Genomic DNA, 18,955 nt, shown 5'->3' with positions numbered 1-18,955 from the left:
TGCCGTTCTGTAGCGATCCTTTACACCCCCTCTGTCCGGTAGGACAGAGGGGGTGCTGGCCCGCGAGCTTTAGAAAGCACCCCTACCTCAAATACCGCTCCGGCCCCAGCTCCCGCACATCGATATCAGGCACCTTGCTGGAGATGATGTCGGACAGCACCTTGGCCGAGCCGCAGGCCATGGTCCAGCCAAGCGTGCCGTGCCCGGTGTTGAGATAGAGGTTGGAGAACTCGGTGCGGCCGACCAGCGGCGGCCCGTCCGGCGTCATCGGCCGCAGCCCGCACCAGAAGGACGCCGCCTTGAGGTCGCCGCCATCCGGGAACAGATCGCCGACCGAATGTTCGAGGGTGCGCCGGCGCGATTCATGCAGCCTGAGATCGAAGCCGGAAATCTCCGCCGTGCCGCCGACGCGGATGCGGTCGCCGAGCCTGGTGATCGCCACCTTGTAGGTTTCGTCCATTACCGTCGACACCGGGGCGGCGACCGCGTCCTTGATCGGAACGGTGATCGAATAGCCCTTGACCGGATAGACCGGGATCGGGCGCCTGAGCAGGCGCATGAAGCGCGCCGAATAGCTGCCCAGCGCCAGCACATAAGCGTCGGCCGCGCGCGAGCGCTGGTCGGTGCCGACGCTGACGATGCGATTGCGGTTCTTGGAGAAGCGCCGGATCTGCGTACCGTACTCGAACGTGACGCCGCGCGCCACGCAGAGCTCGGCCAGCCGATCGGTGAACATCTTGCAGTCGCCAGTTTCGTCGCCGGGCAATCTCAGCCCGCCGACAAACTTTTCCCGCACGCCGGCCAGCGCCGGCTCGGCCCCAATGCAGCCTTCGGGATCGAGCAACTCGTAGGGAACGCCATATTTCTTCAGCACCTCGACATCGCCGCCGGTGCCGTCGAGCTGCTTTTGCGTGCGAAACAGCTGCAGCGTGCCCTTGGTCCGCTCATCATAAGCGATGCCGGTCGCCTCGCGCAGCGCCTTCAGCGTGTCGCGGCTGTATTCGGCGAGCGGCACCATGCGCGCCTTGTTGATGGCGTAGCGATCCGCGGTGCAATTGCGCAGCATCTTGATGAGCCATGTCCACATATACGGATCGAAGGCCGGCCGCACCACCAGCGGGCCGTGCTTCATCAACAGCCACTTGATTGCCTTCAGCGGAATGCCGGGGCCGGCCCAGGGCGAAGCATAGCCCGGCGAGATCTCGCCGGCATTGGCGAAGCTGGTTTCCAGCGCCGGCCCTTTCTGGCGGTCGAACACCGTCACCTCGTGGCCGGCCTCAGCGAGATAATAGGCAGTGGTGACCCCGATAACGCCGCCGCCCAACACGAAGATCTTCATCGCATCACTCTCCACGACGACTTCCGTCAGAGGGCCGCCGCCTCCTGTCTGCCGGATTCTGCGGCGTCCGCCAAGGGGCGGCGTGTCGCGGCTCTATGAGTTGACATAGCGGCGGTGGAAGCGGGGGCCGAGACTGGTCAGGATTTCATAGCCGATCGTGCCGGCATGACCGGCGGCGTCATCGACGCTCTGCGAGGGGCCTAGGAGTTCGACAAGGTCGCCCTCGCGCAGCCGGCCGGCCGGCAGGGCCGAGATGTCGAGTATGATCGAATCCATCGACACCCGCCCGACAAAGGGCAGTCGCACGCCGTCGAGCCAGGCAGCCGAAGCCGCGCGCCGGTGCCAGCCATCGGCATAGCCGAGCGAGATCGTGGCCGCGCGCAAGGGACCGCTGGCCAGAAACGCATGTCCGTAGCCGACGCCCGCGCCCTTATCGATGCCGCGTGTCTGGATGATCTTTGCCTCGAGCCGCACGACCGGCAGCATCGGGTTCGCCTCATCAGGCGTCGGATTGATGCCGTAGAGCGCAGCGCCAGGACGCGCGAGGTCGTACTGATAGCGCGGCCCAAGAAAGATGCCGGAGGAATTGTCGAGCGACGCCGGCGCCCTGGGCAGCATTTTGCGCAGCCGTTCGAATTCCCGAAGTTGCGCGTCATTGGCCGCATTGGTCGGTTCGTCGGCGCGGGCCAGATGGCTCATGACGAGGACGACATCGACGCCGGCGAAAGCATCGGCCGTAAGCGCCTCGACCTCTGCCGGCGCCATGCCCAGCCGCGACATGCCGCTGTCGACCTGGATGGCGGCCTTGAGCTTGCGGCCGGCCTTTTGGCCTGCCTCGCTCCACGCCTTCAGTTGCCCGGTGCTGTTGATGACGGGAACAAGGTCGGCGGCCACCGCTTCAGGTTCCGAGCCCGGCGGCAGGCCGTTCAGCACATGGATTTCCAGCTTCGGTCCGAGTGCGTCGCGCAGCGCGACACCCTCGGTGAGATGCGCGACAAAGAAGCTGTCGCAGCCTTCGGCAACCAGTGCCGCCGCCACTTGCCGCGCGCCGAGCCCGTAACCGTCGGCCTTGACGACGCCGGCGCAGCGCACGCCGCCGAGCTTTGCCTTCAGCCGCCGGTAATTCTCTCGGATAGCGCCGAGATCGATGGTGAGAACGGCGCCGGCCGCCGCTTCGCTGATCGGCTGCAAGCCGGCTTCCGGTGCAGAATGCAATGACTTCCCTGAGGCGCTGCTCATCCCCGCTCCTGACCAGAGCACGAAACAAACCCTATCAGTAAGGACAGATCATGGACGTCGCAACAGCGAGCCGCCTAAGCCAAATGCCGGAACGCCGTCACCACGTCCTCATAGACCTTGCGTTTGAACGGCACTATCAGATCGGGCAGGTCCTGCATTGGCCGCCATGCCCATTCATCGAATTCGGCGGTGTGGCCGCCCGGCGGCGGATTGATCTGGATCTCTCTGGTCTCGCCGTGAAAGCGGTAGGCGAACCATTTCTGCGTCTGGCCGCGATAGCGGCCCTTGAGGGCGATGCCGACCAGATCGCGCGGCAGGTCGTAGTTGATCCAGTGCGGCGCCTCGTCGAGCAGCGTGACCGAGCGCATGCCGGTCTCTTCATAGAGCTCGCGCCCGGCCGCCTGCAGCGGCTCCTCGCCCTCGTCGATGCCGCCTTGCGGCATCTGCCAGAGCTGCGTGGTCCCGGCAAATTCGCTGTCCGGTTCGGCGATGCGGTGCCCGACCCAGACCAGCCCGTCGCCATTGAGGATCATCAGTCCTACGCAAGGGCGGTAAGGCAGCGTCTCGGGGTCGACAGGTTTCTTCGTCATGATCAGCCTTTTTCCGGGTCGATGGCCACCGCCGAGATCGGCACGATCTCGATGCCGCGCTTTTTTGCTTCGACCACCCAGGACGCCACGGTATCGACGGTGAGGTCGAAGGCCGAGCCGATGCCGACGGCGGAGCCTTTGGCACGCGCGGTCGCTTCCAGCGCGTCGAGCTTTTTCAGGATGGCGCCGCGGTCCTGCACGGCGTCGATTGCCGTATCGCCGGCGACGAATGGCACACCGTCCTTCAAGGCGAGATCGGACGCCAGGCTCCGCGCGGACGAGCCGTCATCGACATAGGCAAGGCCGCGCTTGCCAAGCTCGGCCATGAACGGCCCCATCGCCGTCGCGTCGGCCGAAAAGCGCGCCCCCATATAGTTCATGACGCCGGTATAGTTGGTGGTCCGCGACAGCGCCCAGCGCAGATTCTTCAGATTGTCGTCCGGGCTTGCCGCCACCGTCAGCGTGTTGCGGCCGGGATTGACGTTGGGATAGTCGAACGGTTCGAGCGGCACCTGCATGACCACCTCATGCCCGCTCTGCCGTGCCGCCTGCATCCAGCGGCCGATGCTGTTGCCTTGCGGCGCAAAAGCCAGCGTCACTTCGGCCGGCAGCTTGGCGATCGCGGCCTGCGTGCCGGTCTGCGACACGGCAAGCCCGCCGATGACGATTGCCACTCGAGCGCCACGCGAACCCGACCACGGCCGCGCATAGACATCGAACGGCCGCCGGCCGTCAGCGGCGCGAACCGGCAACGGGCCGGTGTCGCTGGCCTCGATCAGCGCCCTGTCGGGGATATGCGCGATCTTCAGGTTCTGGCCGATCGTCGACGGGTCGTGGATGACGATGGCTGCATTGGGCGGGCCATCACCCTCCTGGGACTGCACATGGATGATCTGCGGACCGCTGGCCTTGGGCGTTTCCGCCTTCGGCGCTGCCGCCGTCGCTTGAGCAGTGGGCGCTGCGGCCGCGGGCTCGGCCGCCGCCGTCACCTTCGGCGTCGAGAGCGCGATTGCTTCCGGTTTGCGGAACGGCTTCTCGCGCAGCGCGATCGCACCGGAGATGCCGACCGCGGCCAGCACGACCAGCGTCGCCGCGACGGCGCCAGCGCTGATCCCGCGCGACGCGGCACGCGGTCGGACGGTCTGTCCGAGCGGGCGTTCGATGTCCTTGCCGACGTCAGCCAAGCCGCATCCCCCGGGCGCGTGATCAGCGAAATCTTTTCGCCATGCGCAGATCCAAAACTGACGGCGCGTCCCCTGCGCCTTTTGAGGCGCAGCGCCCAGCGGTCCCCGAATCAAACTGCCGGAACCTCACGGTCCCGGCAGCATTGCATCGCTTCGATTGGGCAGCCAGAGCTACCAGTCGATTTTACTGGTTGAGCACTGCCTTCTCCGGATTCGGCGGGAATGCCGGATCGGTCTTCTGGCCGCGCAGCAGCTGTTCGGCATAGATCAGCTGCAGATCGTCCTTCGGATCCGGCGGCACATAGGCAGCCGAGCCCGAGCCGGTATCGCTCTCGTCGGCGCCCTTGATATGGCCCTTGAGGTCCGATTCGCCGCGCGTCAGGTCCCTGCCCTGCAGTTCGGGCGGCAGCGGCTGGTCGACCTTGATGTCGGGCGTGATGCCCTTGCCCTGGATCGACTTGCCGGACGGCGTGTAATAGAGCGCCGTCGTCAGGCGCAGCGCGCCGTTCTCGCCAAGCGGGATGATGGTCTGCACCGAGCCCTTGCCGAACGACTGCGTGCCGACCACTGTGGCGCGGCGCAGGTCCTGAAGCGCGCCGGCGACGATCTCGGAGGCGCTGGCCGAACCGCCATTGACGAGCACGATCAGCGGCTTGGCGCCGATGTCGTCGCCTGCCTTGGCGTCGAAGCGTGTGACGTCCTTCGGGTCGCGGCCGCGGGTCGAGACGATCTCGCCACGGTCGAGGAAGGCGTCGGACACGCTCACCGCCTGGTCGAGCAGGCCGCCCGGGTTGAGCCTGAGATCGAGCACATAGCCCTTGAGCTTGTCGTTCGGCACCTGCTTCTTGATGGTGTCGATGGCATTCTCGAGGTCGTCATAGGTCTTTTCGGTGAAGGAGGTGATCTTCATGTAGCCGATGTCGTTCTCGACCCGGAACTTGACCGCCTTGACCTTGATGATATCGCGCACCACCGTCAGCTCGATCGGCTTGTCGGCGCCTTGGCGCAGGATGGTCAGCTTGATCGGCGTGTTGACCAGGCCGCGCATCTTTTCGACTGCATCGTTGAGCGTCAGGCCGCGAACCTCTTGGCCGTCGATCTTGGCGATATAGTCGCCGGCCAGCACGCCTGCCTTGGCAGCCGGGGTGTCGTCGATCGGCGTGATCACCTTGACCAGGTCGTTCTCCATGGTGACCTCGATGCCGAGGCCGCCGAACTCACCCTTGGTCTGCACGCGCATGTCCTGCGCCTGCTCGGCATTCATGTAGGAGGAGTGCGGGTCGAGCGAGGTGAGCATGCCGTTGATGGCGTTTTCGACCAGCGACTTGTCGTCCGGCGGCGTCACATACTGCGCCCGCACGCGCTCGAAGATGTCGCCGAAGATCGCCAGTTGCTTGTAGGTCTCGGAGCCTGCAGCGTTCGCCGTCGAGCCGGGGGCGCCATAGACCAGGCTCATCGCTGACGCGCCCATCAGCGCACCGGCAATAAGAAGCGACAGTTTCCGCATCATTTCACGTCCTTCCAGAGAAGCGGTCCGCCCACCATGGGGTCGGATCGACGGGTTTTCCATCCTTGCGGAACTCGACATAGAGTTCCGGCGTGGCATTTCCATTCTTCGAGGCCGAGGTGCTTGCCACCCGGGCCTCTCCCATCGCGCCGACCGGCTCTCCTGCGAGCACCGACTGGCCAGACGCGACGCTGATTCTGCTCATCCCCGCCAGGACGACATGATAGCCGTCTCCCGCATTGAGGATCAAGAGTTGACCATAGGAGCGAAAAGGCCCCGCATAAAGCACATTTCCGTCCGCCGGTGCCGTGACGATGGCTCCCGATTGTGTCGCAACCATGTCGCCAAGCATCACCGCGCCGTTACCGTCATCGGCCCCGAAACGCAGCTTGATCTTGCCGGTGACCGGCAGCGAGACTTGTCCCTGAAGTGCCGAAAACGGCGCGGCGGCGGTGAGGCGGTTGCCTTCCGGCACGGGCAGCGAAGCCAGCTCCGTCGACGCGGTTGTGCCTGCATCGGCGTTATCGGCGTCCGGCTTATCGCTGTCGGCCGCTTTCTGTTCGCCTGCCTTGACGGCATCCGCCGCCTTGCGGCTCTTGTCGGCTTCAAGCGAAGCGATCAGCTCTTTCAGGCTGCCGGCCTTGGCCGCAAGCGCCTGGGACCGCTGCTTTTCAGCGGCCATCGCCGTCCAGGTGTCCGCCTCGAGCTTCTGCTTGGCTTCGAGCAGCATGGAGAGGCGTTTCTTTTCCGCCGTCTGCTCGCCGACCGCCGCTGTCAGCCGCGTCCGCTCGGCCTCGATCGAGGCCGTCACCCGGGTCTGTTCCCTGAGGTCGGCCAGCAATTTGTCGGTCTGCTGGCGCAGTTCCGGCACCACTGCGCCGAGCAGGATGGCGCTGCGCACCGACGACAGTGCGTCTTCCGGCTTGACCAGGATCGCCGGCGGCGGATTGAGCCCCATGCGCTGCAGCGCCCCCAGCACCTCGGCCAGCACGTCGCGCCGCGCCGCCAGCGAGACACGGATCTTCTGTTCCTCGCCCTTCAGTCCTTCGAGCCTGGCGCCGATATCCTCGATGTCCTGGCCGAGCTTCTGCTCGGTCATCGCCGACTGGATAAGCGCCGCGGTGATCGAGGCATGGTCCTTCTTGACCGAAGCAATGTCGGCGGCGAGCTTGGCCAGCCGTTCGGACGACAGCGTGATCTCGGCCGACACCTTCTCATATTCGGCACGGCTCAGATCGGGGTCGGGCGCCACGTCCAGCGTATTTTCGGCCCGCGCAAGCCCGAGCGACAGCAAAACCACTGCTGCAGCGATGCCGCAGCGCGCGTGCCGGAAGCCCGTTCGTGATTTCCCGTTGTCAGCCATTGAAGCCCGACTCTATGCGTGGCTTCGTTAACGAACCATCAACCATGATCGAACCGAAGCCTAGCACAAAACAGCCGCGCATTGGGGCGGAAATCCGGACGATTGATCCTCGACCCACTGATTTACGAACGGTGGTAGGGATGTCCCGAAAGAATCGTTGCCGCCCGATAGAGCTGCTCGCCCAGCATGACGCGCACCAGTTGGTGCGGCCAGGTCGCCGCGCCGAACGAGACTATCAGCTCAGCCTGATCGCGAATCGACTGGTCGTGCCCGTCGGCGCCGCCAATGGCGATGACCAACGCCTTGCGTCCGCCATCGCGCAGCTGGCCGATACGGCTGGCGAAATCGTCTGAGGACAGGTTTTTGCCGCGTTCGTCGAGCAGGAACAGCGCCGTGCCCGGCTGCAGCTGTGCCTGCAGCTTCTGGCCTTCCTCGCGGCGGCGCTCATTGGCGTTCTGGGCTCGTCCCTCGGCGATCTCGGCGACACCAGAGAATTCGAACCCGATCGCCGGGCCGCTCTTGGCGAAACGCTCGAAATAGCGGTCGGCGAGTTCTCTCTCGGGGCCGGCCTTCATCCGGCCCACGGCATGAACTGCTATCTTCATCCCTGCCTCGGCGAGCTTTCAATCCATGTCGCACCCCGGATGGTTACGACATGAGACGGAGCTCAGTGCAAGGTCTCTTCCTCAAGGTCCGGCGCCTGCCACATCTTTTCAAGATTGTAGAATTCGCGGACTTCTGGGCGGAAGACATGGACGATGATGTCGCCTGAATCGATCAGGACCCAGTCGGCGCCGGACAGCCCCTCGACGCGCGCCGTGCCGAGACCGGCATCCTTGAGCGCCTTGAGCAGGTGGTCGGCGACAGCCGAGACATGACGGTGCGACCGGCCCGACGCGATGACCATATAGTCGCCGAGGCTCGATTTCCGCTGAATGTCGATTGAGACAATATTTTCGGCCTTGGAGTCTTCCAGACTGGCAAGGACTGTCTTGATGGCACGGGACACGGCGTCATCTACGCTGATCCTGGCCGGCGAAGGCATGACGTCAGCCTTCTTCCGCAATGCTGTTCTCAGTGTATTTCCTTTCGCAGCAAGAACAACCAAATCACCCACGAAATCAGGTGACACCCTATAGATAGGCAGAGTTCCCTTGCAGTTTCAAGACGGGAGGCCCTGCCACCGCGAACGCAGTGCACGACTTCCGGTTCCGGAGCCTTGAGAAAAATCGGAACCCATGGCCGCGGCAGGGGTTATCGACACACCCCCCAAACGGATTTTCCTGATGCCAATCGACCCCCAGAACACGCTGCTCACCGTGCAGGCTGGCCTTGCGCAACTCAGCACACTGATCGTTTCCTATTCCTTCTCCGCCATCGGCGCCATCATCCTGCTGGTCGTCGGCTATCTCGTCGCCGGGCTCGCAGAACGATCGATCTCAGCCGGCCTCGGCCATATCCATGGTTTCGACGCGACGCTGCGCCATTTCTTCTCGAAGATCGTGCGCTACGCCATCCTGATCCTGGTGGTCATCATGGTGCTCGGCCAGTTCGGCGTTCAGACGGCCTCGATCATCGCCGCCGTCGGCGCCATCGGGCTGGCAATCGGCCTGGCGCTGCAAGGCACGCTGCAGAACATCGCCGCAGGCATCATGCTTCTGGCGCTCAGGCCATTCCGCATCGGCGAATATGTCGAGGTCGGCGCCATTTCCGGCACCGTCAAGGAAATCGGCCTGTTCGCCACCAAGCTCCGCACGACAGACGGCGTCTATGTGCTGGCGCCCAATTCGACGCTGTGGAACCAGCCGGTGCGCAATTTTACTCGCAACGGTGTGCGCCGCGGAGACATCACGCTGAGCATCGGCTCCTGGAACGACATCGACCTGGCGCAGAAAACCATGCTGGGCGTTGCCGGCGGCGAGCGCCGCGTCAAGCGAGAGCCGGCGCCGATCGCCTTCGTCGCCACGGTGGGCGATGCCAGCGTCGCCATCACCTTGCGCTACTGGACCACGGCGGCGGATTTCTTCGCCACCCAGATCGATCTCACCAAACGCGTCAAGCAGGCGTTCGACGCCGAAGCCATTTCGGTTCCCGCACCTCCGCCGGAGGCTCGACAGGAAACTGCCGCTACCAGGCAGTAGGAGCTGTGAAACCGTTCAGCGCTTATCTTCCGGGGCGTAGGCGAGCTCCACCGGCAGCGGCGCCTGCGCCGACATCGGCGCGAAACTGCTGGTCTCCGTAGCGGGGACGGCGCGCGTGGTGGCCACTCGCCACAGCACGAACAGGCAGAAGACAGTGGCGATGACGATGGCCACATAAATGAAGGCCTGCGTGCCATAGACAGCCGACAGGGCCGTCACGATACCCGGCACGATGAACCCCGACAGCGACCAGGCAAACAGCAACGAACTCGACAGCGCCACCATGTCGTCCTTGCCGGCGCGGTCGGCGGCATGCGCGCTGGCCAGCGAATAGATCGATTCCGAGGCGCCGTCCCAGACGATGTAGATCACCACGAGCACCATCAGCGCGCCGCCGTCGAAGCCGATGGCCAGAATACCGGCGACGATGGCCAGTGCCGCAGCGCCGGCCAGCACGTAACGGCGATCGGTACGGTCGGAAATCCAGCCGAGCGGTATCTGCAGGATCAGCGTGCCGACGGGCATCGCCGACAAAAGCAGCGCCACATCGGCCTGGCTATAGCCTTTGGCCGTGGCATGGATCGGTGCGAACCCGGCGATCGCCATCGACAGACCGCCGACGGCCAGCATGCCGGCCACGCCGACCGGCGAGATCCGCCAGGCGCGGCCAAGCGCCACGGAGGCTGCGCGAGGTGGCGGCGGTTGAGCCAACCGCGTCATGCCGACCGGCAGGATCGACACTGCGGTGAAGGCAATGCCGATCAGCGGCGCCTGCGCCGTCGCGATGTCGACCGCCGCCAGCAGGGCATAGCCGACGCCAAGTCCGGCGACATAGGCGACGTAAAACACCGCCATCACCCGGCCGCGAATGGCGTTTGCGACGGCATCGTTGAGCCAGCTCTGGGCGACGATGAACAGGCCGCATATTGCAAAACCGTAAAGCGCGCGTGCCGCGATCCACAGCAGCGGGTAGGTGCCGGCGCCAATGGCAGCATTCGACAGCGCTATCAGCGCCGACAGCACCATGAAGGCGCGGGCGTGCCCGACGCGGCGCACCAGCGGCCCGGTCAGGATACAGCCGGCAAGCCCGCCGGCCGACAGGCCGGTGATGATCAGCCCGGCCCAGGTCGGATCGAAGCGCTCGACGCCAAGCCGGACCGGGATATAGGCGAACATCAACCCGTTGCCGACCGCGATCAGCGCCATCGACATGATCACGCTGGCAATGGCGATCACGGGCGCCGGCGGGGCGCCATGATTGTGGTCGATGTCGGTCTGGTTCACTGAATTGGCCATATCCAGCGCAGCATCGCCCAGCGGATCGCGAAAGGCCGCCGTAAAAGCGACATCGGCGATCTGGCCTTACGAGTTACCCCTTGGCTTGCTTGCGAATAGCACTCGATGACAGCGACGAACGCGGGCCGTGAATAAAAGTCCAGGCCGGCGCCTTCATGCGGGCGAGCCGGGGCGCGTCACCCTCGTCGACGCGGGCATAGTCGAAGGTTTTGGCCACGACCGAGGACAGGAAGGACAGCGTCGCGCCCGGGCGGTCGATGACGGCGATCGGGAAGGTCATGACGATCTGGCGCCAGCGCTGCCAGCGGTGGAAATCGCGAAGCGAGTCGGCGCCCATGATCCAGACGAAATCGACGCCGGGATTGCGTGCCTTGACCAACGCCAGCGCGTCGGCGGTGAAGCGGATATGATGCGCCGCCTCGAAGGCGGTGACCTTGATCTTCGGGTTCTTGGCAATCTGCTCCGACTGCAGCAGCCGGTCGCTCAGCGGCGCCAATTCCCTCGTGCTCTTCAGCGGATTGCCTGGCGTCACTATCCACCACAATTGGTCGAGCGCGAGGCGCCGCAAGGCAATTTCCGCCACCAGCGCATGGCCGGCATGCGGCGGGTTGAACGATCCGCCGAACAGGCCGACGGCGAGGCCTTTCTCGGCATGCGGCATGCGGAGGTAGTGCGAGGGGATGGCGGGCTGAAGGGACGACAGCATGGTGCTAGGCACCCCCCTCTGCCCTACCGGGCATCTCCCCCGCAAGGGGGGAGATCAGCAGCTTCGGCAAAGGCACTTTTCTTGCAACGTTAGTGATTGGCGAAAGCGGAAGAAAAAGCTGATCTCCCCCCTTGCGGGGGAGATGTCCGGCAGGACAGAGGGGGGTGTCTGGGCTCAATGCCTCAAGCCCTGACGCGAATGATTCAAGGCCTCACCTGTCCCGACCCGCGCACGCGGTATTTGAACGAGGTCAGCTGTTCGACGCCAACCGGTCCGCGCGCATGCATCTTGCCGGTGGCGATGCCGATCTCGGCGCCCATGCCGAACTCGCCGCCATCGGCGAACTGGGTGGAGGCATTGTGCAGGAGAATCGCCGAGTCGATCTCGTTGAAGAAGCGCTGCACAGCCTCTGCATCCTCGGCGATGATCGCCTCGGTGTGATGTGAGGAGAACGTCTCGATATGGTCGATGGCACCGGCAATCCCGTCTACCAGCTTTACCGCGATGATGGCGTCGAGATATTCGGTCACCCAGTCGGCATCGGTCGCCGGCTTGGCGTCGAAGAACAGCTTCATCACTTCCTGATCGGCATGGATCTCGCAGCCGGCTGCGCGTAGCGCGTCGAGGATCGGCACCAGATGCGTGGAGGCCACCGCGCGGTCGACCAGCAAAGTCTCTGCAGCGCCACAGACACCGGTGCGCCGCATCTTGGCGTTGACGGCGATCCTGACCGCCATGTCAAGATCGGCCGAGCGGTCGATGTAGAGATGGCAGATGCCTTCAAGATGGGCAAAGACCGGCACCCGCGCCTCGCTCTGGACGCGCCCGACCAGGCTCTTGCCGCCCCGCGGAATGATGACGTCGAGATTGCCGGAAAGCCCTTTCAGCATCTCGCCGACGGCGGCGCGGTCAGTGGTCGGCACCAGCTGGATGGCGTCTTCGGGCAGGCCGGCGGCCTTCAACCCCTCGACCAGGCAGGCATGGATGGCGGCGGATGAATTGAGCGAGTCCGAGCCGCCGCGCAGGATCACCGGATTGCCGGCCTTGAGGCAGAGTGCGCCGGCATCCGCCGTCACATTCGGCCGGCTTTCATAGATGACGCCGACAACGCCGAGCGGCGTGCGCACGCGCTCGATCTGCAGGCCGTTGGGGCGATCCCAGGCCGCGATCACATCGCCGACCGGGTCCCTGAGCTCGGCGATTTCACGGATGCCATCCGCCATGGCACGGGTGCGCGCCGGATCGAGCTTCAGCCGGTCCATGAACGAGCCGGACAGCCCGGATTCGTGTCCGTTAGAGACATCGATGGCGTTGGCGTCGAGAATCTCCTGCTGGCGCGCGATGATCGCGTCGGCCATGGCGAGAAGCGCGGCATTCTTGGCGGCGGCGGTCGCAATGGCCAACGGTCGGGCGGCCGCGCGGGCGCGGCGGCCGATATCAGCCATCAGCGCGACGGTGTCATCCCCGGATTGTTCATGCAGTTTCAGCATGGCTCATCCTCCGCTTACGTCGCCCCCGGCCCATAGCTGGCCGGCAGGCCGTATCTGGCCACCCGGATCGCTCACCACCAGATCGTCCCTGTGGATCATCGCCGAGCGCGCCTCGTAGCCGAGCACGGTTTCGATCTCCGCTGTCTTCAGGCCTGCGATCCTTACGGCATCGGCGGCATCGTAGGCAACCAGCCCGCGCGCGATCTCGCGTCCCTCGGGCGACAGGATCGCCACCGTGTCGCCGCGCGAGAAATTGCCGCTGACCAGCCTGACGCCTGCCGGCAGCAGCGATTTGCCCGACAACAGCGCGCCGATGGCGCCGGCATCGACCGTAAGCCGGCCCGCCGGTTCGAGCTGGCCTGCGATCCAGGTTTTGTAGCCTTTCACCGGGTTGGGGCTTGGTTTGAAGAAGGTGGCGCGCTCGCCACGTTCGATCGCCATTAGCGGCGACAGCCTGGTGCCCGAGGTGATGATCATGGCCGTGCCGGCGGCGGTGGCGATCTTGCCGGCGTCGAGCTTGGTGCGCATGCCGCCGCGCGACAGTTCGGAAGCGGCCGCCCCCGCCATCGCTTCGATATCGGGCGTGATGCGGTCGACCACCGGAATGAATTTCGCAGCGGGATCGCGCGCCGGCGGCGCCGTATAGAGCCCGTCAATGTCGGAGAGCAGCACCAGCAGGTCGGCGCCCATCATGGTCGCCACGCGTGCCGCCAGCCGGTCATTGTCGCCATAGCGGATTTCGGAGGTCGCCACCGTGTCGTTCTCATTGATGACCGGCACCGCCTTCATCTTGAGCAGCGTCGAGATCGTCGCGCGGGCATTCAGATAGCGACGGCGCTCCTCGGTATCGCCGAGCGTCAGCAGGATCTGGCCCGATTTCAGCGAGCCCTTGCCCAGCGCATCCGACCACGCGCCGGCCAGCGCGATCTGGCCGACGGCCGCAGCCGCCTGGCTTTCTTCCAGCTTCAATGCCCGTTTGCCGAGACCGAGAATGGTCCGGCCGAGCGCAATGGCGCCGGACGACACGACCAGGATCTCGGCGCCGCCATTGGCCAGCACCGCAATATCCTCGGCAAGCGAAGCCAGCCAGTCGCGCTTCAGGCCGCTGGCGCGGTCGACCAGCAAGGCCGAACCGATCTTGACCGTGATGCGCCGGTATTTTGTCAGCGACTGCGCCGTCATCGCTATCGGTCCCAGCGGGTCTCGACGGGAGCGGCAGCCCTGTCGCGCGCTTCGCCGACAACCGCCATCAGCGCGCGCAGCACCGCTTCGACGCCCTCGCCGGTGGCCGCCGACAGCAGCATCGGCGCGCGGCCGGCAGCGCGTTTCAGCGACGCAACCTTCTTCTTGCGCTCATCGGCGTCTAGGATATCGACCTGGCTGAGCGCGACGATTTCGACCTTCTCGATCAGCCCATTGCCATAGGCGTCGAGCTCGGCGCGCACGGTCTTGTAGGCCTTGCCCGGGTTTTCCTCCTGCGCCGAAACCAGATGCAAAAGCACACGCGTGCGCTCGACATGGCCGAGGAAGCGGTCGCCGATGCCGACACCCTCATGCGCGCCCTCGATGAGGCCCGGAATGTCGGCGATGACGAATTCGCGCGCATCGATGCGGGCAACGCCGAGGCCGGGATGCAGCGTGGTGAAGGGGTAGTCTGCGATCTTCGGCTTGGCCGCGGTGACGGTTGCCAGAAAAGTCGACTTGCCGGCATTGGGCAGCCCGACCAGGCCGGCGTCGGCAATCAGCTTCAGCCGCAGCCAGACATTCATCTCTTCGCCGGGCTGGCCCGGATTGGCGCGGCGAGGCGCCTGGTTGGTCGAGGTTTTGAAATGCTGGTTGCCGAAACCGCCATTGCCGCCCTTGGCCAGCAGGAAGCGCTGGCCGACCACGGTCAGGTCGCAGATCAGCGTCTCGTTGTCCTCGGCAAACACCTGGGTTCCGGCCGGCACCTTGAGCGTCACATCGGCGCCCTTGGCGCCGGTCATGTTGCGGCCCATGCCGTGGACGCCGGTCTTGGCCTTGAAATGCTGCTGATAGCGATAGTCGATCAGCGTGTTGAGGCCGTTGACCGCTTCCAGCCAGACATCGCCGCCGCGGCCGCCGTCGCCGCCATCCGGGCCGCCGAATTCGATGAATTTTTCGCGCCGGAACGACACAGAGCCGGCGCCACCGTCGCCCGAGCGGATATAAACCTTGGCTTGATCGAGAAATTTCATTGGACTACGCAGTTTCTGTTGGCCTTGCGGCTTTGCTTTAGATCTTGCGCCTTGCTCTAAACCAAGGCGCGGCCAAGGGCGAGGCCGTTTTGCGACTAAAGCGCCGGATGCCCTTTTGTCGGGGACGCGGTAGCAGTGTTCGCGGACGGAGCTTGAGGGGCGCGGGAATGAAGGTTGTAAGCTACAACATCCAGCACGGTATCGGTCTGGATGGCCGCTACGATCTCGGCCGCATCACCGAGGCGGTTCGCGGCGCCGACGTGATCGCGCTGCAGGAAGTGACCCGCAACAATCCGAGGAACGGCAACCGCGACATGGTCGCCGAGATCGGCGAGGCGCTGCCCGAATATTTTGCCGCCTACGGCAGCAATTTCGAGGTCAATGTCGGCTCGCGCCTGGAGGCCGGCCGCGCCATCACCACCACTTTCCAGCTCGGCAACATGGTGCTGTCGAAGACGCCGATCCATCTGTCGCGCAATCTGCTTTTGCCGCGCAGCCGCAGCCTTGAGGCGATGAACTTCCAGCGCGGCGCACTCGAGGCGCTGGTCGAGACCCCGCTCGGCTTCATCCGCTTCTATTCCACGCATCTTGACCATCGCAGTCCGGTTGAGCGCGCCAGCCAGATCCGGTTCCTGCGCCAGCGCCTGTTGAACTATGCCTTCGAGGGCGGCGGTCTCTCCGGCATTCCCGAGATCGGCCTGCCGGACCTGCCCTATCCCGAAGCCTTCATCGTCATGGGCGACTTCAACATGCTGCCCGGCTCGGCCGAATATGTCGAACTCGTCGGCCGCCCGGATCATGAATTCGGCATGCCCTTGACCGCCGATCTCGCCGTCGACGTCGCCCAGCGCCTCAACACGCCGGACGTCGTCACCTGGGTCGATCCCACGCGACCCGAAGACACAAGCCGCCACAAGCGCATCGACTACATCTTTACGTCGGCCTCGCTCGCCGGATCGCTGAAGCGCCTGTGGGTCGACCCGCAAGCGGTCGGTTCGGACCATCTCCCGATTTGGGTCGAGATGGGCTGACCGGCGATTGTTCATCTGCCGGCGTTTTTGCGGTCGACGATCGCCATCATGATCGCATCGACGTATCGGCCGTCGATCTTGACCGCGTCACGCTGCACACCCTCGGTGACAAACCCGACCTTGTCGTAGAGGGAGATGGCGCGGGCATTGTCGGAATGCACGGAAAGCTCGATGCGGACGAAGCCGATGTTGCGTGCTTCCGTCAAGGCGGCATTGATAAGCCGCAGTCCCAGACCACGTCCTCGATAGTCCGGCACAATTCCCATTCCAAGGGTGCCGCGATGAGCATGTATCTGCCGGTCATGCCGTGAGATATCGCACCAACCGACAACCTCGCCACGAACAACCGCCACGAACCCTGGGTCGCCTCTCCCGATGCGGTCCACTATGAATGTTCGGGTTTGATCGAACGGCGGCGCTTCCAGGAAAGACAGGTACTTCCGCTCACGCGCAACGATGTCGAGCGCCTGGTGAAAACTCTCGACATCGCGCGGCGTCATCGGCGCAATCGTGACTGCATCGATATCGTTGCTATAATCGGCCATCGGCTTGCTCGGAACAAACCATCAGAAGTGGACCCAGTTGCGCAGGCTGATCCAGGTCTTTCTGTCCAGCCGGTACCGCTCGACCGGCACCTGGCCGGCGACGATCGAGTTCAGCATGCCCTGGCCGGCATACTGGAAGCCGCATTTGTGGATGACCCGGCGCGAGGCCGGATTGATCACCCGCGTCGAAGCCTGCAGCACCTGGATCGACGTCCGTTGGAAGGCGAGGTCGACCAACGCGTGCGCGGCCTCCGTCGCATAGCCGCGCTTCCAATAGGGCTCGCCGATCCAGTAGCCGAGTTCCAGCCCGCGATCGGTCATGTTGAGGCCGGCGCAGCCGACGAAAATGTCGGTGCCGGCGAGCGTCAGGGCGTAGGCGATGCCGGCCCGGCGCGACCGGGTCATGGCCAGGAAGGCGCGTGCCTCGGCCTCGCCATAGGGGTGCGGCATGCGGGCCAGCATCTCGGCGACATGACGGTTGTCGGCAAGCTCGACCAGTTGCCCGATATCGGCTTCGCAGGGAGCGCGCATCACCAGCCGCTCCGTGGCCAGCACCGGGCAATCTATCGCGTAACTTTCGTCTTCGGTGTCTTCCGCTTCGGCAACCATTCGACGTCCTCCAGGCAAGAAAAAAGGGGAGATGGAAAACCCATCTCCCCTGATCCTTTTCCTGGCTCCATTCACTGGTTTGGCCAGACACCGGTTCCCGAGATGGGCGCCGGTTTTATAGTGCGGAACCGGCTACTCCGCGGCTTTGGTAATCGGGTTGACCGATACGTAGGTTCGGCCGTTGGCTTTTTTGTTGAAGGTGACTGCGCCGGTCTCGAGCGCAAAAAGGGTGTGGTCCGTGCCCATGCCGACATTGACGCCGGGATGCCAGGTGGTGCCGCGTTGACGGATGATGATGTTGCCCGGGATGACGGCTTCGCCGCCGAACTTCTTCACGCCCAGACGCTTGGAATGCGAGTCGCGACCGTTGCGCGACGAGCCGCCAGCTTTCTTGTGTGCCATCTAACTAACTCCGATGCGCCCTGGGGCGCTTGAATGGTCTTATGAACGCGTTCGCGTTCCGTTTCAAGTCCGATCCGGCGACCTTGTCGCCGGTTCGTTTTACTTCTTCGCCAGTTCCTTGGCCTGCTCGCGCCAGTCGTTGATCTGGTCGGAGCTGAAGGGCATGTGCGCGTCGATCTTGGCCACGTCCTTGTCCGACAGCTTGGCAAGCTGGGCGAAGGTGGTGATGCCCTGCTCGTGCAGCTGGCCGGCGGCAACCGGGCCGATGCCCTTGATCACGGCCAAATCGTCCGGCTCGCCCTTCGGCGCCTTGAACAGCGGCGCGGCGACGGCGGTCTCCGTCTTGGCTTCATCCTTCGGAGCAGCCTCGGCTTTGGCTTCCTTCTTCGCCTTGGCTTCCTTCGGCGCGGCCTCGGCCTTCGCCTCGGGCGCTACGTCAGCCTTGACTTCCTTGGCTTCCACCTTGGCTGCGGCCTTCTTGGAAGGCTTGGCGCCACCCAGCAGGATCTCGGCGATCCGCACGGTGGTCAGAAGCTGGCGGTGGCCGATCTTGCGGCGCGAATTCTGCCGGCGGCGCTTCTTGAAAGCGATGACGGTGCGGTTCTTGCCCTGCTCGACGACTTCCGCCGTGACCAGAGCGCCATCGACGAACGGGGCGCCGAAGGTGACATTTTCGCCTTCGCCATGGGCGAGGACGCTGCCGATTTCGACGATATCGCCGACATTGGCTTCGAGCTTCTCGATCTTCAGGAGATCGTTGGCGGCAACGCGATACTGCTTACCGCCCGTTTTAATGACTGCGAACATTTTTTGCCTTTCGCTGTTCGGTCGGCCTCGATGAGCCGCGTCGCGCGGTTCGGCCGTCTTTTTGTCAGTCTGCGGGTTCGAAAAACAAGCGGCGTGGAAGAACCCTCCACGCCGATTGCGCGCTTCCCCTAACCGAAGGTTCGGTACGAGTCAAGGCAAACGGCCGGATTCCTTGGCCATGCGGCCTCCTTGCCGCGCCCGATCCCTCCGGTCGAGGACCGGTTGGCCCCATCTGCCGACGTGGCCGCAACGCAGCCCTCCAGACAGAGCCCGCACAGGAAGCTGAATTTCCCAGTGAATTTGGCCTTGTAACCTGCCCGCCCAGCCGTTATCTAGTGCGCCGCGCCGGCAACGGCCGACCATGACCGCGGAGAGGTGGCAGAGTGGTCGAATGCACCGCACTCGAAATGCGGCATGGGTGCAAGCCCATCGGGGGTTCGAATCCCTCCCTCTCCGCCACCCGGAACCGCATCTGGGCGTAGGAGTGTCG

The 18,955-nt window shown here is 64.5% G+C and carries 19 protein-coding genes and 1 tRNA gene; 3 read left to right on the top strand and 17 right to left on the bottom strand.

Annotated features, from left to right (window positions below; all coding sequences use genetic code 11):
• Positions 1-82: 82 nt before the first annotated feature.
• The 8 genes from NKI10_RS08600 to rsfS all read right to left on the bottom strand — a co-directional run bounded on the left by NKI10_RS08600 (position 83) and on the right by rsfS (position 8,267).
• A complete protein-coding gene (locus NKI10_RS08600; protein WP_023668705.1) occupies positions 83-1,339 on the bottom strand; it encodes a D-amino acid dehydrogenase in 1,257 nt (418 codons plus the stop codon).
• A gap of 93 nt (positions 1,340-1,432) precedes the next feature.
• On the bottom strand, positions 1,433-2,578 hold the full coding sequence (gene alr / locus NKI10_RS08595; protein ID WP_023737899.1) for an alanine racemase: 1,146 nt from the start codon (positions 2,576-2,578) through the stop codon (positions 1,433-1,435).
• 74 nt (positions 2,579-2,652) lie between these two features.
• Entirely contained in the window at positions 2,653-3,168 is a 516-nt protein-coding gene (locus tag NKI10_RS08590) for an RNA pyrophosphohydrolase (protein ID WP_023737900.1), read from the bottom strand.
• A 2-nt stretch (positions 3,169-3,170) separates the two neighbouring features.
• Positions 3,171-4,352, bottom strand: coding sequence for a divergent polysaccharide deacetylase family protein (locus NKI10_RS08585; protein ID WP_023737901.1), 1,182 nt, complete (start codon positions 4,350-4,352; stop codon positions 3,171-3,173).
• Positions 4,353-4,536: 184 nt separating this feature from the next.
• A complete protein-coding gene (locus NKI10_RS08580; protein WP_023668701.1) occupies positions 4,537-5,862 on the bottom strand; it encodes a S41 family peptidase in 1,326 nt (441 codons plus the stop codon).
• 1 nt (position 5,863) lies between these two features.
• A complete protein-coding gene (locus tag NKI10_RS08575) occupies positions 5,864-7,222 on the bottom strand; it encodes a murein hydrolase activator EnvC family protein (protein WP_023668700.1) in 1,359 nt (452 codons plus the stop codon).
• A gap of 122 nt (positions 7,223-7,344) precedes the next feature.
• Entirely contained in the window at positions 7,345-7,827 is a 483-nt protein-coding gene (gene rlmH, locus NKI10_RS08570; RefSeq protein WP_023684125.1) for a 23S rRNA (pseudouridine(1915)-N(3))-methyltransferase RlmH, read from the bottom strand.
• A 62-nt stretch (positions 7,828-7,889) separates the two neighbouring features.
• On the bottom strand, positions 7,890-8,267 hold the full coding sequence (gene rsfS, locus NKI10_RS08565) for a ribosome silencing factor (RefSeq protein WP_023668698.1): 378 nt from the start codon (positions 8,265-8,267) through the stop codon (positions 7,890-7,892).
• Positions 8,268-8,508: 241 nt separating this feature from the next.
• On the opposite strand from rsfS, the gene NKI10_RS08560 reads away from it, so the two are divergent.
• Positions 8,509-9,363, top strand: a complete 855-nt coding sequence (locus NKI10_RS08560) for a mechanosensitive ion channel family protein (RefSeq protein ID WP_352859522.1) — start codon at positions 8,509-8,511, stop codon at positions 9,361-9,363.
• A 15-nt stretch (positions 9,364-9,378) separates the two neighbouring features.
• On the opposite strand, the gene NKI10_RS08555 is transcribed toward NKI10_RS08560, so the two are convergent.
• The 5 genes from NKI10_RS08555 to obgE all read right to left on the bottom strand — a co-directional run bounded on the left by NKI10_RS08555 (position 9,379) and on the right by obgE (position 15,071).
• Positions 9,379-10,647 carry an MFS transporter gene (locus tag NKI10_RS08555; protein WP_502897536.1) on the bottom strand — a complete coding sequence of 423 codons (1,269 nt, stop codon included), beginning with the start codon at positions 10,645-10,647 and terminating at the stop codon, positions 9,379-9,381.
• 85 nt (positions 10,648-10,732) lie between these two features.
• Positions 10,733-11,365: a nicotinate-nucleotide adenylyltransferase gene (locus NKI10_RS08550; protein ID WP_023742221.1), complete on the bottom strand. Its 633-nt coding sequence runs from the start codon at positions 11,363-11,365 to the stop codon at positions 10,733-10,735.
• A 203-nt stretch (positions 11,366-11,568) separates the two neighbouring features.
• On the bottom strand, positions 11,569-12,855 hold the full coding sequence (locus NKI10_RS08545) for a glutamate-5-semialdehyde dehydrogenase (protein WP_352824863.1): 1,287 nt from the start codon (positions 12,853-12,855) through the stop codon (positions 11,569-11,571).
• A gap of 3 nt (positions 12,856-12,858) precedes the next feature.
• Positions 12,859-14,037: a glutamate 5-kinase gene (gene proB, locus NKI10_RS08540; protein WP_352859516.1), complete on the bottom strand. Its 1,179-nt coding sequence runs from the start codon at positions 14,035-14,037 to the stop codon at positions 12,859-12,861.
• A 2-nt stretch (positions 14,038-14,039) separates the two neighbouring features.
• Complete coding sequence (gene obgE, locus NKI10_RS08535) at positions 14,040-15,071, bottom strand: GTPase ObgE (protein WP_023668691.1); 1,032 nt, start codon at positions 15,069-15,071, stop codon at positions 14,040-14,042.
• 167 nt (positions 15,072-15,238) lie between these two features.
• On the opposite strand from obgE, the gene NKI10_RS08530 reads away from it, so the two are divergent.
• On the top strand, positions 15,239-16,102 hold the full coding sequence (locus tag NKI10_RS08530) for an endonuclease/exonuclease/phosphatase family protein (protein ID WP_352859514.1): 864 nt from the start codon (positions 15,239-15,241) through the stop codon (positions 16,100-16,102).
• A gap of 11 nt (positions 16,103-16,113) precedes the next feature.
• Here the strand turns inward: NKI10_RS08530 and NKI10_RS08525 are convergent, their stop codons facing one another.
• The 4 genes from NKI10_RS08525 to NKI10_RS08510 form a co-directional block, all read right to left on the bottom strand.
• Positions 16,114-16,647 carry a GNAT family N-acetyltransferase gene (locus NKI10_RS08525; protein ID WP_352859512.1) on the bottom strand — a complete coding sequence of 178 codons (534 nt, stop codon included), beginning with the start codon at positions 16,645-16,647 and terminating at the stop codon, positions 16,114-16,116.
• A 21-nt stretch (positions 16,648-16,668) separates the two neighbouring features.
• Positions 16,669-17,256 (bottom strand): GNAT family N-acetyltransferase, encoded by a 588-nt coding sequence (locus tag NKI10_RS08520; RefSeq protein WP_023824284.1) that lies wholly within the window; start codon positions 17,254-17,256, stop codon positions 16,669-16,671.
• Between the two features lie 132 nt (positions 17,257-17,388).
• On the bottom strand, positions 17,389-17,658 hold the full coding sequence (rpmA, locus tag NKI10_RS08515) for a 50S ribosomal protein L27 (protein WP_015315190.1): 270 nt from the start codon (positions 17,656-17,658) through the stop codon (positions 17,389-17,391).
• A gap of 99 nt (positions 17,659-17,757) precedes the next feature.
• Positions 17,758-18,465: a 50S ribosomal protein L21 gene (locus NKI10_RS08510; RefSeq protein ID WP_352859509.1), complete on the bottom strand. Its 708-nt coding sequence runs from the start codon at positions 18,463-18,465 to the stop codon at positions 17,758-17,760.
• Positions 18,466-18,834: 369 nt separating this feature from the next.
• Here NKI10_RS08510 and NKI10_RS08505 point away from each other — a divergent pair.
• Positions 18,835-18,924: transfer RNA gene (locus tag NKI10_RS08505), tRNA-Ser, on the top strand.
• Positions 18,925-18,955: the final 31 nt, after the last annotated feature.

The organism is Mesorhizobium sp. M0802 (assembly GCF_040320115.1).
Classification (GTDB): domain Bacteria; phylum Pseudomonadota; class Alphaproteobacteria; order Rhizobiales; family Rhizobiaceae; genus Mesorhizobium.
Note: the sequence above shows the minus strand (reverse complement) of the source record. Positions and strands in the feature narration are given on the sequence as shown.

Bases quoted from the DNA above. Each gene is read 5' to 3' on its own strand.
- NKI10_RS08580 (WP_023668701.1), bottom strand. From the start codon at position 5,862: ATGATGCGGAAACTGTCGCTTCTTATTGCCGGTGCGCTGATGGGCGCG.
- obgE (WP_023668691.1), bottom strand. From the start codon at position 15,071: ATGAAATTTCTCGATCAAGCCAAGGTTTATATCCGCTCGGGCGACGGT.
- rlmH (WP_023684125.1), bottom strand. From the start codon at position 7,827: ATGAAGATAGCAGTTCATGCCGTGGGCCGGATGAAGGCCGGCCCCGAG.
- NKI10_RS08525 (WP_352859512.1), bottom strand. From the start codon at position 16,647: ATGGCCGATTATAGCAACGATATCGATGCAGTCACGATTGCGCCGATG.
- NKI10_RS08520 (WP_023824284.1), bottom strand. From the start codon at position 17,256: ATGGTTGCCGAAGCGGAAGACACCGAAGACGAAAGTTACGCGATAGAT.
- NKI10_RS08600 (WP_023668705.1), bottom strand. From the start codon at position 1,339: ATGAAGATCTTCGTGTTGGGCGGCGGCGTTATCGGGGTCACCACTGCC.
- NKI10_RS08530 (WP_352859514.1), top strand. From the start codon at position 15,239: ATGAAGGTTGTAAGCTACAACATCCAGCACGGTATCGGTCTGGATGGC.
- NKI10_RS08590 (WP_023737900.1), bottom strand. From the start codon at position 3,168: ATGACGAAGAAACCTGTCGACCCCGAGACGCTGCCTTACCGCCCTTGC.
- rsfS (WP_023668698.1), bottom strand. From the start codon at position 8,267: ATGCCTTCGCCGGCCAGGATCAGCGTAGATGACGCCGTGTCCCGTGCC.
- NKI10_RS08510 (WP_352859509.1), bottom strand. From the start codon at position 18,465: ATGTTCGCAGTCATTAAAACGGGCGGTAAGCAGTATCGCGTTGCCGCC.
- proB (WP_352859516.1), bottom strand. From the start codon at position 14,037: ATGACGGCGCAGTCGCTGACAAAATACCGGCGCATCACGGTCAAGATC.
- alr (WP_023737899.1), bottom strand. From the start codon at position 2,578: ATGAGCAGCGCCTCAGGGAAGTCATTGCATTCTGCACCGGAAGCCGGC.
- NKI10_RS08550 (WP_023742221.1), bottom strand. From the start codon at position 11,365: ATGCTGTCGTCCCTTCAGCCCGCCATCCCCTCGCACTACCTCCGCATG.
- NKI10_RS08575 (WP_023668700.1), bottom strand. From the start codon at position 7,222: ATGGCTGACAACGGGAAATCACGAACGGGCTTCCGGCACGCGCGCTGC.
- NKI10_RS08545 (WP_352824863.1), bottom strand. From the start codon at position 12,855: ATGCTGAAACTGCATGAACAATCCGGGGATGACACCGTCGCGCTGATG.
- rpmA (WP_015315190.1), bottom strand. From the start codon at position 17,658: ATGGCACACAAGAAAGCTGGCGGCTCGTCGCGCAACGGTCGCGACTCG.
- NKI10_RS08560 (WP_352859522.1), top strand. From the start codon at position 8,509: ATGCCAATCGACCCCCAGAACACGCTGCTCACCGTGCAGGCTGGCCTT.